Source organism: Streptomyces xanthophaeus, from assembly GCF_000725805.1.
GTDB classification, from domain to species: Bacteria; Actinomycetota; Actinomycetes; order Streptomycetales; family Streptomycetaceae; genus Streptomyces; species Streptomyces xanthophaeus.
In genome coordinates this window covers 25,835-41,008 of sequence record NZ_KL647137.1, presented here as the reverse complement: position 1 = coordinate 41,008, position 15,174 = coordinate 25,835, and the positions used below count along the sequence as shown (strand labels likewise).

The following is a 15,174-nucleotide window of genomic DNA, read 5'->3' as shown; positions in this document are numbered from 1 at the left end:
CAGGCCCTTTCGCGGTCCGATCAGGGACCAAAGACCCCGCCTGACGTGGGCACGGGCCGCAGTATCGTTCCTGGCGAGCGACCCGGAGACGGCCGTGGACCGGCGACCGGAAGCCGCGGAAGGAATCCCGAAAATTCCTTTGTCCGATTTCTGGCTTGCGTTTCACCATGACGAAGAGAGGCCCAGTGAAGAAGCTCATCAATTCCCCGGAGAATGTCGTCGCAGACGCTCTGCGCGGAATGGCCGAAACCCATCCGGAGCTCGCGGTGGAGGTGGGGACGGGCATCGTCACGCGGGCCGCCGGTCCGGCTCCCGGGAAGGTGGCGGTGCTGTCCGGCGGCGGCAGCGGGCACGAGCCCCTGCACGCCGGTTTCGTCGGGCGGGGGATGCTGGCCGGCGCGGTGGCCGGTCCGGTGTTCACCTCCCCCGTGCCGGACGCCATCGCACGCGCATCCGCCGCGGTCGACTCGGGCGCGGGCGTGCTGCACGTCGTGAAGAACTACACCGGGGACGTCCTCAACTTCACGATGGCTGCGGAGGACTGCGCGGACGAGGGGGTCCAGGTCGAGCAGGTCGTCGTGGACGACGACGTCGCCGTGACCCCGGTGGCGGGCGGGCCCGGACGCCGGGGCACGGGCGCCACCCTGTTCGTGGAGAAGATCGCCGGGGCCCTGGCCGAGGAGGGCGCGTCCCTCGCCGAGGTCGCCGCGGTGGCCCGCAAGGTCAATGCGAACGCGCGCAGTTACGGGGTGGCGCTGAGCTCGTGCACGACACCGGCCAAGGGCAGCCCCAACTTCGCCCTGGGCGAGGACGAGATCGAGCTCGGCATCGGCATCCACGGCGAGCCCGGCCGTGAGCGGCGCACCCTGATGACGGCCGCCGAGACGGCCGCGGTCATGCTCGACGCGATCCTCGACGACCTGCCGGAGGCGGCCGGCGCCCCGGTGATCCTGCTGGTCAACGGGCTGGGTTCGACGCCGCCGGTCGAGCTGTACGGGATGCGCGCGGAGGCCGGGCGGGTGCTCGCCGAGCGTGGGATCACCGTGGCCCGGTCCCTGGTGGGCAGTTACGTCACCAGCCTCGACATGGCCGGCTGCACCTTCACCCTGTGCCGGGCCGACGAGGAACTGCTGCGCCTGTGGGACGCCCCGGTGCACACCCCGGCCCTGCGCTGGGGCTGCTGACCTTCCGCCCGACGGCCTTCCGCCCGACGGCTTCCACCCGACGGCCTTCCCCCATCTGTCCGAGGAGACGCCCACCGTGACGACCCCACCCCGTACGACCACCGCTCCCGCACCCGTGCTGGACACCGCCTGTTTCCGCCGCTGGCTCACCGAGACCACCCGCCTCGTACGCCGTGACAGCGCCCGGCTGACCGAGCTCGACGCCGTGATCGGCGACGGGGACCACGGGGCCAATCTCGTACGGGGCTTCGGCGCCGTCGGGACCGCCGTTGCCGAGGCCCGGCCCGCGACGCCCGGCGCCCTGCTGGCCCTGGCGGGGACCACCCTCACCAATACCGTCGGCGGGGCCTCCGGGCCGCTGTTCGGCACGGCGCTGCGCCGTACGGGCAAGGTCCTCGGCGATCGTCCCGCCCCGACGGGCATCGAGCTGGCCGGCGCCCTCGACGTCGGACTGCGTTCGGTCCAGAAGCTGGGCGGCGCCGAGGTCGGGGACGCGACGCTGGTGGACGCGCTGGCTCCGGGGGTGGCCGCGCTGGCCGAGGCCACCGGGGCGGGACGGCCGCTGCGCGAGGCGCTGGACGAGGCCTGCCGGGCTGCGCGCGAGGGCGCCGAGGCCACGGCCGGGCTCCAGGCCCGCAAGGGCAGGGCCAGTTACCTCGGCGAGCGGAGCATCGGCCACCAGGACGCAGGGGCCCACTCGGTGGCGCTGCTGATGGAGGCGCTGCGCACGGCGGTGGAAACGGCCGACGCGGACATCCGTGCGGAGACGGAGGCGGAGGCGGAGGCGGGGCCGGAGACCCCGGCGCCGACAGAGGCCCGGCGGGAGGCGCAGGCCGAGCCGGAAGCGGCAACGGCAGCCGTCGCCGAGGCAGGTACGGGGGCCGCATCCGGGCCCGCGGCCGGCCGGAGCACGCGGACCGGCCGGGTCGGCGTGGTCCTGGTGTCCCACAGCGCCGCCGTCGCGGCAGCCGTGGCCGACCTGAGCGGCGCACTGCTGGGTTCGCTGGAGGCCGGCCCCCTCGCCGTCGCGGGCGGCACCCAGGACGGGGGCACCGGCACCAGTGCGGCGCTCATCCTGGCCGCCGTCCACCAGGTCGACGAGGGTCAGGGAGTGGCGGTGCTGTGCGACATGGGCAGCGCGGTGCTGACCATGAAGTCCCTGCTCGCCGACGAGCAGGCGCCGCTGCCCGCCGGGACCCGGATCGTGGACGCCCCGTTCCTGGAGGGCGCGGTGGCCGTGACGCTGACCTCCGCGCTCGGCGGCGACCTCGATGCCGTCCTGTCGGCCGCCGAGGACGCCCGCCACTACCGCAAGCGCTGAACAACGCGCCGCCACGGACCGGGCGGGCCGGTCACCGTTGCAGCACCGTGGAGGCCGCGAGGGTGAAGGTGTGCCCGGCGGGGTCGCTGAAGAGCCGGGCCTCGCGCGGGCCTTCCTCCGCGTCGGCCGACACCGGGAGGGCGCCGAGGGAGACGGCTTCCCGCTCGACCTCGTCCAGGTCGTCGGGGGCGACCAGGATCCTCAGGTGTGCCTGCTGGGAGTCCTCCGGACGGGGCCAGCTCGGCGGCGCGTAGCCGTGGTCACGGCGGACGGCGAGGTGGACGCCGGCTCCGCCGACGACCTCCACCATGTCGGCGCCCTCCCCGGCCCGCACGTCGGCGCCGAGCAGGCCGGCGTAGAAGAGTGCCAGTGATTCCGGCTCGGCGCAGTCCAGTACGAGAACGCTCGTCTTCGCGACAGTCATGTCGCCGCGCTTACCCGGCGCCGCCGTCCCTACGCCGGCCGGCGGCGCCCGGCCGTGCGCCGCCGGTGCATCGGCCCGGCTTCGGCGGGCTTCGGCCGGGCTCCGGCTCGGCAAAGCGGAAGGAAATTTGCCGGGGTGCGGCTACGGTTCCCGCACCCGGCTGCCGCGCAGACCGGAGGCGGTGACGACGCGAACGGGGCCTGGTGGAAGCCGTCCTGACGACGGATTCCGTACATGTACGGCTCTTGACCGGCGGATCGCGCGGCGATTGCATGTCGGCCCGGGAGCCACGGACCACGTGCTCACCACCGCCCCGGAGGCGATAGGGCTCCCGCGCTCGCACACCGCACCTGCCGATCGGAACCCCGCACCGATGACCGACACGCTCAGCGCCTCCCAGGCAGCCTCCCCCGCCACCGGGCCCGTCCCGCAAAAGCTCAAGCGTTCCATCGGCGTCGTCGGCGGGACCCTGCTCACGCTCTCGTGCGTGACGCCCGCCTCGACCCTCTTCGTGGTCGTGCCCGACCTGTTCGCGAGCCTGGGCACCTGGACCGCCCTCACCATCGCGATCGGTTCGCTGCTCTGCATCGGCGTCGCGTTCTGCTACTCGGAACTCGGCACCCTGATACCGAGTGCGGGCGGCGAGTACGCCATGGTCTCGACCCTGGCCGGCCGCCTCGCCGGGTGGCTGGTCTTCGTCCTGTCCCTGCTGGTCGTCATGGTCGTGCCGCCGGTGATCGCCATGGGTACGGCCGACTACCTCGCCCCGGTGGTCGAGATCCCGGCGCCGGTCGCGGGCGCCGGCGTGATGCTGCTCGCCACCCTCGCCGGGCTCCTCGACCTGCGGGCCAACGCCTGGATCACCGGCGTCTTCCTGGTGCTCGAAGTGGTCGCCGCGGCGCTCGTGGCCGTGCTCGGCTTCGCGCACAGCGAGCGGGGCGCCGGTGCGCTGGTGCACGGCACGGTCGCGGCCGAGGGCGGCGGCACCTCCGCCGTCACCGCGATGATGGTCGTCTCCGGACTGGCCATCGCCCTGTTCGTCACCCAGGGGTTCTCGACCGCCGTCTACCTCTCGGAGGAGCTGGAGGACCCTCGGCGCAACGTCGCCCGCACCGTCCTCACCACCCTCGCCCTGTCCGCCGCGATCATCCTGGTCCCGGTCATCGCCATCACGATGGGCTCCCCCGACCTGGACGCCCTGGCCTCCGGTGACCTGGGCGCGATGGTGACCGCCTGGTCCAATTCGGCCGTCGGCACCTTCGTCAGCCTGTGCGTGGCCCTCGCCATCGTCAATGCGGGCATCGTCATGGTCATCCAGAACTCCCGGGTGCTGTTCGCCTCCGCCCGCGACAAGGCCTGGCCCGAGCCGGTCAACCACGCGCTCGCCAAGCTCGGCCGTTTCGGCTCCCCTTGGGTGGCGACCCTGGTCGTCGGCGTCCCGGGCGCGGCACTGTGCTTCGTCAACCTCGACACCCTGTACGGGGTCACCGGCGTCTCCGTGACCGGCATGTACCTGCTGGTGGCGGTGGCCTCGCTGTACAGCAGGCGCGGGGCTCACAAGGAGGCGGCCGCCTGGCGGATGCCGCTGTGGCCCGCCGTCCCGGTCGTACTGATCGCCGTACTCGCGTACGTCCTGACCCAGCAGGAGGTCCAGTACCTGCTGTGGACGGGCGGGATCACCGCCGTCGCCACCCTGTACTGGGCGTTGTACCTACGGCCGCGGCACGGGACGCGCTGGCTGGTCAGTATTCCGGAGGACGGCCAGGACGGCGTCGCGTAGGGTCCCGGTACCGGGACCGCGCGGTCCCGCAGGGTGCGGGGTCCGTGGCGGAGTGGCCGATCGCAACCGACGGCGCCGGAGGTTCCCGGCGCTGTCGGGTAGCGGCCGGAGGGGCGGACCTGCCCGCCGGTCCCACGGGTTCGAATCCCGTCGGCCCCGCGCCCGGCACGGCTCGCCCCCGTCACACGCGAGGGGTATGCCGCTCCAGGAGGGCCCGTAGCCGGTCGGGGCCCCCGGCGCCCTGCACGCCCCGCTTGGGCAGGACATCGAGGCACATGATGTTGGGGTCCCGGCTGAGCAGGACGAAGTGGTCCGCCGTCTCCCGGTAGCCCTGGAAGACGGACCACTTCTGGACCAGCGTGCTGTGGTCGCTGCGGCAGGTGATCCCGGCCGCGGAGACGGTGGCACGGTAATCGCCCTGCCATTCGGTGATCCGCTGCACCTGGGCGGCCTGTAGTCGCGGGTACGCCCACACCAGAAGGGCGACGAACAGGAACAGAACCGTCGAGACCGCGTCGATGCTCCCGCGGCCCACGGCGGAGAGCACCAAGTGCCCCACCCACAGGGCGAGGAACGCGCCCCGCAGCAGGAGCCCGGTCTTCTTGATCCGCTCGCGGACCCTCAGGCCTGCCAGTGCGTCGGCGGACCGGGGCCGGTACACCAGCTCGACCGTGGTCTGCTCGCTCACGACGCCGTCAGAGGTTCCGGCCCCGTCGGCGACACCTTCGGCGCTGCGGCCCTCGGCCATCGTCCCTCCCCGGTATGAAGACCTGCGGATCCTACCGAACCGCGAGGCCGGGGCAGACGGCCGCCGGGGCGAACACCGCCCGGCCGGCGCGGCGTTGGGCCCGATGCCCGGCGGACGGCCACGCGTCCGCCCGAGCCTCGCCCGTACGCCGGCGGCCGGGCTGCTGGCCTGATCGCGCCGTCCGGCCTATGATCCGCGGCATGGCCGTCACCCAGCGCCTCCTGTCGCGCTCCTGTTGTCGTCGCTGACGCCTGCCCTTCTCCGGATTCCGTGTCCCCGCCCTCCCGCGGGCTCCCGCTGCCGTACACCTTCGTACGCCGGACGGTCTCCGGGCACACGCTCCGGCCCGCACCGGGCCTGCATCCGGCCCCCGGGGTCCCCCCTTCCCGGCGTCCTCCCCCGCGGGCACGTACCTCGCTCGCGCGCTCCCCGCACCTCTCCACAAGGAGTCCGTCCGCCATGAGCAATCCCTCCACCCCCGCCGTGCTCGACGCCGGCCAGGTCCACGACCGCCCCGAGGACTTCACCGTCGTCGACGTCCGCACCCCCGGCGAATACGCCTCCGGGCACCTCCCCGGCGCGGTGAACGTCCCCCTGGACCGGATCGCGCAGTCCCTGCCCGAACTACGACAGTCCGCTGAGGACAGGACGCTGCTGCTGGTGTGCGCCTCGGGTGCCCGGTCGCAGCGTGCGGCCCGCACCCTCGCCTCGCACGGCGTCACCGCCACCAGTCTGACCGGCGGCACCAGCTCCTGGTCGGCCCGCGGGTACGGGCTCGACTACCCCGCGGAGGGCCGCCGGTCGGTCTGGGCCATGGAACGCCAGGTCCGGCTCACCGCGGGCTCGTTGGTCCTCATCGGGCTCACCCTCGGCCTGCTGGTGCACCCGGCGTTCCAGCTGCTCGCCGCGGGCATCGGCGCCGGGTTCGTGTTCTCGGCGCTCACCGACACCTGCGGCATGGCCCTGGTCCTCGGCCTGCTGCCGTTCAACCGGCGCCGCTGACCCCTCTGGTACCGGAATCCGAGACGGTTGCATCCAGCATCCGGACTCCGCTTGTCCCCGCCCGCCCGACACCGACAGGATGCGGCCATGGCCCCCGTACTCGTATCGCGTCGTCACGTGGATCTGCTGCGTGTCTCGACCATGCTCTGTCGGGCCGACTCCTCCCGTACCCGCGGCTGTTGATCTGCTGATCCGCCGCGTCTGACACCGTACGGACGCCGCCCGCGCGCCCCGTCGCGCGCGCCTCTCCCCACCCCTGCCCCGCGCTGTCCCCGCGCGCTCTTCCCGCGCCGGATTCCGCCTTCCTTCCTGCCCGTGTACACGTGCCACCGCCTCCTTCCGCGGCCCCGGCGCGCGGCGCGGCGCTGCTCCGACGAGGTCCTCCATGCCGGAAAACCCGCTCCTGCTCCACTGGTTCCTGCCCACCGGCGGGGACGGCCGCGACCCCGGCGGCGTCACCGCCGTCCAGGGCCGCACCGGCGCCGCCACGCGGCGGCCCGCCGACATCCCGTACCTGGCCCAGGTGGCCCGGGCCGCCGAGCATGCCGGCTTCCACTCGCTGCTCACGCCGGTGGGCCTCGGCTGCGTGGACCCGTGGATCCTGACCGCCGCCCTGGCGCAGCACACCACGCGCATCGGCTTCCTCGTGGCCTTCCGCGCCGGTTTCGCCAGCCCGACACTGATCGCCCAACAGGCCGACGCCTTCCGCCGGTTCGCGGGCGGACGGATCGCCCTGAACGTGGTCACGGGCGGCGATCCGGCCGAGCAGCGCGCCTACGGGGACCAGTTGGAGCACGATGCCCGCTACGCCCGCACCGACGAGGTGATGGCGGTGCTCCGGGCCCTGCTGGACGGCAAGCAGGTGGACCACGAAGGTGCGCACCTGCGGATCGAGGGGGCCCGGCTGACCGATCCCGAGCTGCGGCATCCGGTGCCGCTCTACTTCGGCGGCGCCTCGTCGGCCGCGGAGGAGGTCGCCGCCCGGCAGGCCGACGTACAACTGCTGTGGGGCGAGCCGCCGTCCGCCGTCGCCGAGCGCCTGGCCCGGCTGCGCGAGCGGGCCCGGGCGGCCGGGCGCACCGTCCGGTTCGGCCTGCGGCTGCACGTCATCAGCCGGGACAGCGCTGCCGAGGCCTGGGCGGAGGCGGACCGCATCCTGGCCGGGCTGGACCCGGAGGCCGTACGGGCCAGCCAGGAGCGGTTCGCCGCGATGGACTCCACCGGCCAGGCCCGGATGACGGCCCTGCACGGCGGGGTCGCGGACGCCGCCCGGCTGACGGTGGCGCCGAACCTGTGGGCGGGCATCGGCCTGGTCCGCGAGGGCGCCGGGACGGCGCTGGTCGGCTCGCACGACGAGGTGGCCGCGCGGCTGGCCGAGTACCGGGCGCTGGGCATCGACGAGTTCGTCCTGTCCGGTTACCCGCACCTGGAGGAGGCGTACCGGGTGGGCGAGGAAGTGGCCCCGCGGCTGCGCGCACTGACCGCGTCGGCGTCGGCGTCGGCGGCTGGTTCGGCAGCGGGTTCGGCGGCCGGGGCATGACGACGCTGACGACCGGGGCCGGTCCGGACCTGCATGCGCAGGCCGCGCCCCTGCCCGGCAAGGAGGCGGACGCACGCCACCGGCGGCTGCGCGAGGCCCTGCGCTGGGGTGCGCTGCGGATCGTGGCCCTGGCGGTGCTCCTCGCGTCCTGGCAGGCGGTGGTGTCCGCGGGCGTGTGGCCCCGGGTGCTGGTGCCCTCCCCCGGGGAGGTGTGGCGGCAGTTCGTGCTGGCGTCCACGGTGCACGACGGGGTGCGGGGCGTCGGCGGGCACCTGCTGGTGGAGCACCTGGGGGTGAGCCTGGGGCGGATCGGTACCGGCTCCGGGTACGCGGTGCTCGCCGGGGTCCCGCTGGGCCTGCTGATCGGCACGGTCCGGCCGCTGGCTGTCGTACTGGAGCCGGCCGTGACCTTCCTGCGGACCCTGCCGCCGCTGGCGTACCTCTCGCTGCTCGTCATCTGGTTCGGCATCGACGAGGCCCCGAAGATCTGGCTGCTGGTGATCGCGGCGCTGCCGCCGATCGCCGCGGCCACGGCGGCGGCCGTGCGCACGGTCCCGGACCAGCTCGTCGAAGCGGCGCGTGCGCTGGGTTCGGGTCCCGTGGCCCTGCTGCTGTCCGTGCGGCTGCCGTCGGCGCTGCCCGAGATCCTCACCGGTGTCCGGATCGCCGTCGGTGTCGCGTACACCTCCGTCGTGGCGGCGGAGACCATCAACGGCGTGCCGGGCATCGGCGGAATGATCCGCGACGCGCAGCGCTACAACCAGACGGCGTTGGTGATCACCGGAATCCTGGCCATCGGCCTGTCCGGGATCGTGCTGGACGCCCTGCTGCGGCTCGTCGAGCGGGTCTCCGTGCCCTGGCGCGGCCGGGCCTGAGCCCCCTGCGGCCCGGGCCGAGCCCGCCCCTCCCTGTCCGTTCCCCCGTTCCACTCCCCCGTTCCCTCCCTGAACCTCACACCGGAGCGCAGCCATGCCCGCATTCCTCTCCCGCCGTACCGTCCTGCTCGTCGCCGCGGTCGCGCTGACCGCCTCCACCACCGCCGCGTGCGGGGACGGCGGCGCCACGGGCGGCCGGACCACCGTACGGATCGCGTACCAGGCCATACCCAATGCCGATCTGGTCGTGAAGAACCAGCAGCTCCTGGAACGGGCGCTGCCCGAAGTCGACGTCAAATGGGTCAAGTTCGAGTCCGGCGGCGACGTCAACACGGCCGTGGTCGCCGGGGCGGTGGACCTGGGCCTGGCGGGTTCGAGCCCGGTGACCAAGGGGCTTTCCGCGCCGCTGAACATCCCGTACAAGGTGGTGTGGATCCACGACCTCATCGGCGACAACGAGGCCCTCGTGGCCAGGTCCGGGATCGGCTCGGTGCAGGAGCTGGCCGGGAAGAAGGTGGCCACCCCGTTCGGGTCGACCGCCCACTACTCCCTGCTCGCCGCCCTCGCCGCGGCCGGGGTCGAGCCCTCCGCCGTGCAGATCATCGACCTCCAGCCGCAGGACGCGCTCGCCGCGTGGAAGCGGGGGGACATCGACGCGGCGTACGTGTGGACGCCGACGCTGAGCGAGCTGACCAAGGACGGCAAGGTGCTCATCAGCAGCCGGCAGCTCGCCCAGCAGGGCAAGCCGACCGCCGACCTGGGAGTGGTGACCGACGCGTTCGCCGCGAAGCACCCCGAGGTGGTCACCGCCTGGATCAAGGCGCAGGACCAGGCCGTCGCCCAGGCGCGCACGGCTCCCGACCAGGCGGCGAAGTCCATCGGCGCCGAGCTCGGGCTGCCGGTGGAGGAGGCGAAGCGGCAGCTGTCGGAGCTGGTGCTGCTGAGCGCGAAGGAGCAGACGGGGCCCGAGTACCTGGGCACGCCCGGGGCGCCCGGGAAGCTGGCCGCGAACCTGCACGACGCGGCGGTGTTCCTGAAGGGGCAGAAGGCGGTCGACGCGGTGCCGGACGAGGCGGCGTTCGGGCGGGCGCTCGCGGTGGAGGAGCTGGCCCGTGCCGCGAACTGACGTGGAGGGCAGGCCCGTTGCGGTCGTGGACCTGGCCGGGGTCGCCGTCCGGTACGGGTCGGCCCGGCAGCCGGTCACCGCCCTGGAGGGCGTGGACCTACGGATCCGCGCAGGCGAGTTCGTGGTCCTGGTCGGGCCGTCGGGCTGCGGCAAGACCAGCCTGCTGCGGGTGGTCGCGGGCTTCGAGCGGCCCTCCTCGGGCACCGCGCTGGTGCGGGGCTCGGCCCCGCGGCCGGGCGGCGGCACGGGGGTGGTGTTCCAGCAGCCGCGCCTGTTCCCGTGGCGCACGGTGGGCGGGAACCTCGGCTTCGCGCTGGCCCGCCACGGGGTGCCGCGCGCCGAGCGGGCCGGGCGGATCGCGGAGCTCCTGGAGCAGGTGGGGCTGGCGGGCACGGCGGGCCGGCGCACCTGGGAGCTGTCGGGCGGCCAGCAGCAGCGGGTCGCGCTCGCCCGGGCGCTGGCCGGAGAGCCGGAACTGCTGCTGATGGACGAGCCCTTCGCGGCGCTCGACGCGCTGACACGGGAGCGGCTCCAGGAGGAGGTCCGCACCCTGGCCGGGCGGCTCGGCACGACGGTGCTGTTCGTGACGCACTCGGCGGAGGAGGCGGTGCTGCTGGGTTCCCGGGTCCTGGTGATGGCGGCGGGTCCGGGCCGGGTGGTGGCGCAGCTGCCGGTCGGGCTCGGCCGGGGTCCGGACACGGACGTCCCGGGGCTGCGCTCCTCGGCCGAGTTCGCCCGCCTCCGGGGCCGCCTGACCGAGGCGGTGCGGCAGCCGTAGGGGCGGGCGGGGGCCTGCCGGGCAGGGGTCGGCGGTCCGGGGGCCGGGGGTCGGCGGTCGGGGCCCACCGGCACGGCCCTACGGGCGGTCGGCCGCCTCGCCCTGGCTCAGGGTGAGGGCGGTGTTCACCAGGCCGACGTGGCTGAACGCCTGGGGGAAGTTGCCGAGCTGGCGCCCGGCGATGGGGTCGTACTCCTCGGCGAGCAGGCCCACGTCGTTGCGCACGGCCAGCAGGCGCTCGAAGAGGTCCCGCGCCTCCTTGCCCCGGCCGGTCAGGTGCAGGGCGTCGGCCAGCCAGAACGAGCAGGCCAGGAAGGCTCCTTCGTCGCCGGGCAGTCCGTCGACCGAGGGGCCTTCGGTGGTGTAGCGGCGGACCAGCCCGCTGCGGCCGAGCTCCTCGCGTACGGCGTCGACCGTCCCGATGACGCGGGGGTCGTCCGGCGGCAGGAAGCCGACGCGGGGGATCAGCAGGGTCGCGGCGTCCAGCTCGCGGGAGCCGTAGTACTGGGTGAAGGTGTTGCGCTCCGGGTCGAAGCCCTTCTCGCACACGTCCTGGTGCACCTCGTCGCGCATGACCCGCCAGCGGGCCACGTCGCCGGGGATGGAGGGGTCGCGTTCGAGGGCCTGCACGGCCCGGTCGGCCGCCACCCAGGCCATGACCTTGGAGTGCACGAAGTGGCGGCGCGGGCCGCGCACCTCCCACAGGCCCTCGTCGGGGCGGCGCCAGTTCTGCTCCAGGAAGTCGAGGAGGGCGAGCTGGATCTGCCAGGAGTGGCGTTCGGAGGCGAGCCCGGCGGACCTGGCCACGTGCAGGGAGTCCAGGACCTCGCCGTACACGTCCAGCTGGAGCTGGTCGACGGCGGCGTTGCCGACCCGGACGGGGGCGGAGGAGGCGTAGCCGCGCAGCCAGGGCAGCTCGGCCTCGGGGATCCGCCGCTCACCGGCGATGCCGTACATGATCTGGAGGTCGGCCGGGTCACCGGCGACGGCGCGCAGCAGCCAGGCCCGCCAGGCGCGGGCCTCGTCGAGGAAGCCGGTGGCCACGAGGGAGCCGAGGGTGAGGGTGGAGTCGCGCAGCCAGCAGTAGCGGTAGTCCCAGTTGCGGACCCCGCCGAGCTCCTCGGGAAGGGAGGTGGTGGCCGCGGCGACGATCCCGCCGGTCGGGGCGTACGTGAGGGCCTTGAGGGTGATCAGGGAGCGGGTGACCGCTTCCCGGTAGGGGCCGTCGTAGCAGCACTGGGCGGTCCACTCCCCCCAGTCGGCGAGGGTCTGCTCCAGGGCTTGGTACGGGTCGATGGGCTCGGGGCGGGGCTCGTGCGAGGGGTGCCAGGTGAGGACGAAGGCCACCTTCTGTCCGGCGGCGATCGGGAACTGGGAGCGGGTGCTGTTGGCCTCGCCCCAGGTGCGGACGGGCGGTTCGCTGCGGAACCAGGCGGAGTCGGGTCCGGCGACGGCGACCCGGTCGTCCTCGCTGCGGCGGACCCAGGGCACGACGTGGCCGTAGTCGAAGCGCAGGCGCAGGGTGCTGCGCATCCTGACCCTGCCGCTGATGCCTTCGACGATGCGGATGACGTCGGGGGCGACGTCGCGCTGCGGCATGAAGTCGGTGACCTTGACGGTGCCGGTGTCGGTCTCCCAGAAGGATTCCAGGACCAGCGAGCCGTCGATGTAGGACCGGCGGGTGCACTGTTCACCGTCGGCGGCGCCGAGGGGTGCGATGCGCCAGTGGCCGTTCTCCTCTTCGCCGAGGAGCTTGGCGAAGCATGCCCCCGAGTCGAAGCGCGGCAGGCACAGCCAGTCGATGGACCCGTCACGGCCGACGAGTCCGCTGGTCATCAGGTCGCCGATGAGTGCGTAGTCTTCGATGGGTTGTGTCATTTGTGCGCTCTTCCCCCGAATACCCGGGGCCAATCAGCGCGGGCCCCGGGCACCCTCGTGCGCGCTAGTGCTCGGCCGGTGGAGCTTTCCGGCCGCAGCACCAGCTCCTAGTTCCTGACGAGGAGGAGGACGCCTCCCAGGACCAGGCCGAGGAGCACGGCGAGGGCGCCGTGGGCCGGGCGGTCACCGCGCAGCACGGGCGGCAGGAAGCGGTCGGCGGCGTACCGGCCGGGGCCGGTGAGGGCGAGGACGGCGGCCCCCGCGGTCAGGAGCAGTTCGTACTCGATGCCCTCGGGTGCGAAGAAGGACCCGGCGCCGTGGACGGCGATCGCGTTGACGAGGGTGCCGACGAGGGCCGCGGCGGCGAGCGGGGTGAGCAGGCCGAGGGCGAGGGCGAGGCCGCCCAGGGTCTCGGTCAGCCCGGCGAGGACGGCCATGGCGTCGCCCGCGGGGTAGCCGCTGGCGGTGAAGAACTGGCCGGTTTCGCTGATGCCGCCGCCGCCGAACCAGCCGAAGAGCTTCTGGGAGCCGTGGGCGGCCATGGTCAGGCCGAGGACGAGGCGCAGGAGCAGCAGGCCGGCGTCGTGGCCGGCGGGAAGGACGGCGGACGCGCGGGAGGGTACGGCCTGAGCGGCGGCCTGCGGCTTCGTCGGGGTGACGGAGGGGCTGGTCATGGGGGGAATCCTTCCGGTGGGGCGGCCCGTGGTCGGCAGGGCTGTCGGTGCGGCTGTCGGCCGTCACAGAGGTCGTTCAAATTCGAACCGCCGATGCCGACCCTAGCCATTGATTCAAATTGGAACAACCCGTGTAGGCTGGGGCCATGGCTGAGACGAGATGGCTGGACGACCGCGAGATGCGGGCCTGGAGCGGCTTCCTGGCCGCGTCGGCGCTTGTGAACCGCCGCCTCGACCAGCAGCTCAAGGACGACTCCGGCCTCTCGCACCCGCAGTACGAGATCCTCGTGCGCCTGGCCGCGGCCCCGGGGCGCGAACTGCGCATGACCGAACTCGCCAACGGGCTGATCAACTCCAAGAGCGGGCTGACCTACCAGGTCACGCAGATGGAGAAGGCCGGGCTGGTCCGCCGCCGCAGCTGCCCCTCCGACGTGCGCGGGGTCTTCGCCGTCCTCACCGACGCGGGCAGCGCCCGGCTGGCCGAGGCCGCGCCCGGGCACGTGGCGACGGTCCGGGAGGTCCTGGTGGACGTCCTGACCCCCGAGCAGCTCGACGCGATCGCGGCCGGGCTGGGCGAGGTCAGCCGCCGCCTGCGCGAACAGGGACACTGAAAGCGCACGACCGCCGCGCCGGCGGTACCGGAGACTGGAATCGGGGTATACGGCCGCCATGGACGGAAAGGTCTGGCTCACGCTGGCCGTGCTCGCGGCGGCCGCCCTGGCGGTCGCCGCCGCCGTGCTGCTCGTACGGGTCTTCAAGGCGCGGCGGCTGCTGCTCGACTCGGGCATCCCGCTGCGGGACAAGGCGCTCTTCTGGGCCGCGGTGATCTACACGGTCTCGCCGGTGGACCTGATCCCGGACCCGGTGTACCTGGACGACATCGGCGTGCTGCTGCTGGCGCTGAAGTCGCTGCACGCGGCCGCTGCGGCGGTCCGGCCCTCGAAGGAGCCGGGCGCCCTGTAGGGGCCGTACCGCCCCGGCAGGTCAACGGTGCTGGTCGACGAGGACCGGGTTCCCGTCGGGGTCGAGCACGAGGAAGCTCCCGGGGCCCGAGCCCGCGCCGAGCGGGGTGAATCCGAGCTTCTCGTAGAAGGCCCGCGAGGCCTTGATGTCGCGCACGGCCAGGCTCACGGAGAAGGCACCCAGGTCCATGCGCTCCAGCCTGGACGCGCCCCGCCGGGGCCGCAACCTCGGACGCCTCAGAGCACTCCGCGCGGACGGAACTGCACGCTGATCCGCGGGCCGGCCGCCCGCGCCGACTTCGGTACGGCGTGCTCCATGGTCCGCTGGCAGGAGCCGCCCATGACGACGAGGTCCCCGTGCCCCAGGGGCAGGCGCAGCAGGGTGGGGCCGCCCGCGCGGGGGCGGAAGGCGAGGTCGCGCGGGTCGCCGACCGAGAGGATCGCGACCATGGTGTCCTCGGTGGAGGACCGGCCGGTGCGGTCCCCGTGCCAGGCCACGCTGTCGCGGCCGTCGCGGTAGAGGCAGAGACCGGCGGTGACGAAGGGTTCGCCGAGTTCGGCGGCGTAGTGGCGGCTCAGTGCCTCGCGCGCCTCGACGAGGGAGGGGTGCGGGAGCTCCTCGCCCTCGCCGTAGAAGGCGAGCAGGCGCGGGACGTCCACCTCGCGCTCGTACATCTGCCTGCGTTCGGCGCGCCAGGGGACGTCGGCGGCGAGCCGTTCGAACAGCGCGTCGGCGCCGAGGAGCCAGCCGGGCAGCCGGTCCACCCAGGCCCCGTCCCCGAGCTCGGTGCGCCGCAGGCCGGCGAGCGGGCCGGGCCGGATCTCGTCGCCCTGGTCGAAGAGGGAGGCCTGGAGGCCGTGGAGCGCGTGCATGGATCCAGC

At 73.9% G+C, this 15,174-nt stretch carries 16 protein-coding genes and 1 pseudogene; 11 read left to right on the top strand and 6 right to left on the bottom strand.

What is annotated here, in order from left to right; all coding sequences use genetic code 11:
* The first annotated feature begins 185 nt into the window (after positions 1-185).
* The 3 genes and pseudogenes from dhaK (at position 186) to IO30_RS47465 (ending at position 2,505) form a co-directional block, all read left to right on the top strand.
* On the top strand, positions 186-1,184 hold the full coding sequence (gene dhaK, locus IO30_RS0138115) for a dihydroxyacetone kinase subunit DhaK (RefSeq protein WP_031151000.1): 999 nt from the start codon (positions 186-188) through the stop codon (positions 1,182-1,184).
* A gap of 115 nt (positions 1,185-1,299) precedes the next feature.
* Positions 1,300-1,935: pseudogene (gene dhaL / locus IO30_RS47470) on the top strand (dihydroxyacetone kinase subunit DhaL); the annotation flags it as partial.
* Complete coding sequence (locus tag IO30_RS47465; protein WP_411572683.1) at positions 1,918-2,505, top strand: PTS-dependent dihydroxyacetone kinase phosphotransferase subunit DhaM; 588 nt, start codon at positions 1,918-1,920, stop codon at positions 2,503-2,505. The pseudogene dhaL and the gene IO30_RS47465, both read left to right, overlap by 18 nt.
* 31 nt (positions 2,506-2,536) lie before the next feature.
* Here IO30_RS47465 and IO30_RS0138105 read toward each other — a convergent pair whose 3' ends face one another.
* Complete coding sequence (locus IO30_RS0138105; protein WP_031150996.1) at positions 2,537-2,929, bottom strand: VOC family protein; 393 nt, start codon at positions 2,927-2,929, stop codon at positions 2,537-2,539.
* Between the two features lie 373 nt (positions 2,930-3,302).
* Here IO30_RS0138105 and IO30_RS0138100 point away from each other — a divergent pair, with 373 nt between their 5' ends.
* Entirely contained in the window at positions 3,303-4,709 is a 1,407-nt protein-coding gene (locus IO30_RS0138100; RefSeq protein ID WP_031150994.1) for an APC family permease, read from the top strand.
* 181 nt (positions 4,710-4,890) lie between these two features.
* Here IO30_RS0138100 and IO30_RS0138095 read toward each other — a convergent pair whose 3' ends face one another.
* Positions 4,891-5,457 carry a YcxB family protein gene (locus tag IO30_RS0138095; protein ID WP_157853460.1) on the bottom strand — a complete coding sequence of 189 codons (567 nt, stop codon included), beginning with the start codon at positions 5,455-5,457 and terminating at the stop codon, positions 4,891-4,893.
* 459 nt (positions 5,458-5,916) lie between these two features.
* Here IO30_RS0138095 and IO30_RS0138090 point away from each other — a divergent pair, with 459 nt between their 5' ends.
* From IO30_RS0138090 to IO30_RS0138070, 5 genes are all read left to right on the top strand, one after another.
* A complete protein-coding gene (locus IO30_RS0138090; protein ID WP_031150990.1) occupies positions 5,917-6,459 on the top strand; it encodes a rhodanese-like domain-containing protein in 543 nt (180 codons plus the stop codon).
* A 385-nt stretch (positions 6,460-6,844) separates the two neighbouring features.
* Entirely contained in the window at positions 6,845-7,999 is a 1,155-nt protein-coding gene (locus IO30_RS0138085; RefSeq protein WP_051902843.1) for an LLM class flavin-dependent oxidoreductase, read from the top strand.
* Complete coding sequence (locus IO30_RS0138080; protein ID WP_031150986.1) at positions 7,996-8,874, top strand: ABC transporter permease; 879 nt, start codon at positions 7,996-7,998, stop codon at positions 8,872-8,874. The genes IO30_RS0138085 and IO30_RS0138080 overlap by 4 nt, the downstream gene beginning before the upstream one ends.
* A gap of 94 nt (positions 8,875-8,968) precedes the next feature.
* Positions 8,969-10,000 carry a taurine ABC transporter substrate-binding protein gene (locus IO30_RS0138075; protein WP_031150984.1) on the top strand — a complete coding sequence of 344 codons (1,032 nt, stop codon included), beginning with the start codon at positions 8,969-8,971 and terminating at the stop codon, positions 9,998-10,000.
* Complete coding sequence (locus IO30_RS0138070) at positions 9,987-10,778, top strand: ABC transporter ATP-binding protein (protein WP_031150982.1); 792 nt, start codon at positions 9,987-9,989, stop codon at positions 10,776-10,778. The genes IO30_RS0138075 and IO30_RS0138070 overlap by 14 nt, the downstream gene beginning before the upstream one ends.
* A 78-nt stretch (positions 10,779-10,856) precedes the next feature.
* On the opposite strand, the gene IO30_RS0138065 is transcribed toward IO30_RS0138070, so the two are convergent.
* Both IO30_RS0138065 and IO30_RS0138060 read right to left on the bottom strand, forming a co-directional pair.
* A complete protein-coding gene (locus IO30_RS0138065; RefSeq protein ID WP_031150980.1) occupies positions 10,857-12,656 on the bottom strand; it encodes a glycoside hydrolase family 15 protein in 1,800 nt (599 codons plus the stop codon).
* Positions 12,657-12,763: 107 nt separating this feature from the next.
* Positions 12,764-13,330, bottom strand: coding sequence for a DoxX family protein (locus IO30_RS0138060; protein ID WP_031150978.1), 567 nt, complete (start codon positions 13,328-13,330; stop codon positions 12,764-12,766).
* 146 nt (positions 13,331-13,476) lie between these two features.
* Here IO30_RS0138060 and IO30_RS0138055 point away from each other — a divergent pair, with 146 nt between their 5' ends.
* Together IO30_RS0138055 and IO30_RS0138050 are read left to right on the top strand one after the other, a co-directional pair.
* Positions 13,477-13,941 (top strand): MarR family winged helix-turn-helix transcriptional regulator, encoded by a 465-nt coding sequence (locus IO30_RS0138055; protein WP_031150976.1) that lies wholly within the window; start codon positions 13,477-13,479, stop codon positions 13,939-13,941.
* 58 nt (positions 13,942-13,999) lie between these two features.
* Positions 14,000-14,293, top strand: coding sequence for a YkvA family protein (locus tag IO30_RS0138050; RefSeq protein WP_031150974.1), 294 nt, complete (start codon positions 14,000-14,002; stop codon positions 14,291-14,293).
* 21 nt (positions 14,294-14,314) lie between these two features.
* Here IO30_RS0138050 and IO30_RS46235 read toward each other — a convergent pair whose 3' ends face one another.
* The gene (locus tag IO30_RS46235) at positions 14,315-14,482 is read right to left on the bottom strand and encodes a VOC family protein (protein ID WP_167347314.1); all 168 of its coding nucleotides are present in this window, start codon (positions 14,480-14,482) and stop codon (positions 14,315-14,317) included.
* Positions 14,483-14,529: 47 nt separating this feature from the next.
* Positions 14,530-15,165, bottom strand: coding sequence for an alpha-ketoglutarate-dependent dioxygenase AlkB (locus tag IO30_RS0138040; RefSeq protein WP_031150972.1), 636 nt, complete (start codon positions 15,163-15,165; stop codon positions 14,530-14,532).
* Between the last annotated feature and the right edge of the window lie 9 nt (positions 15,166-15,174).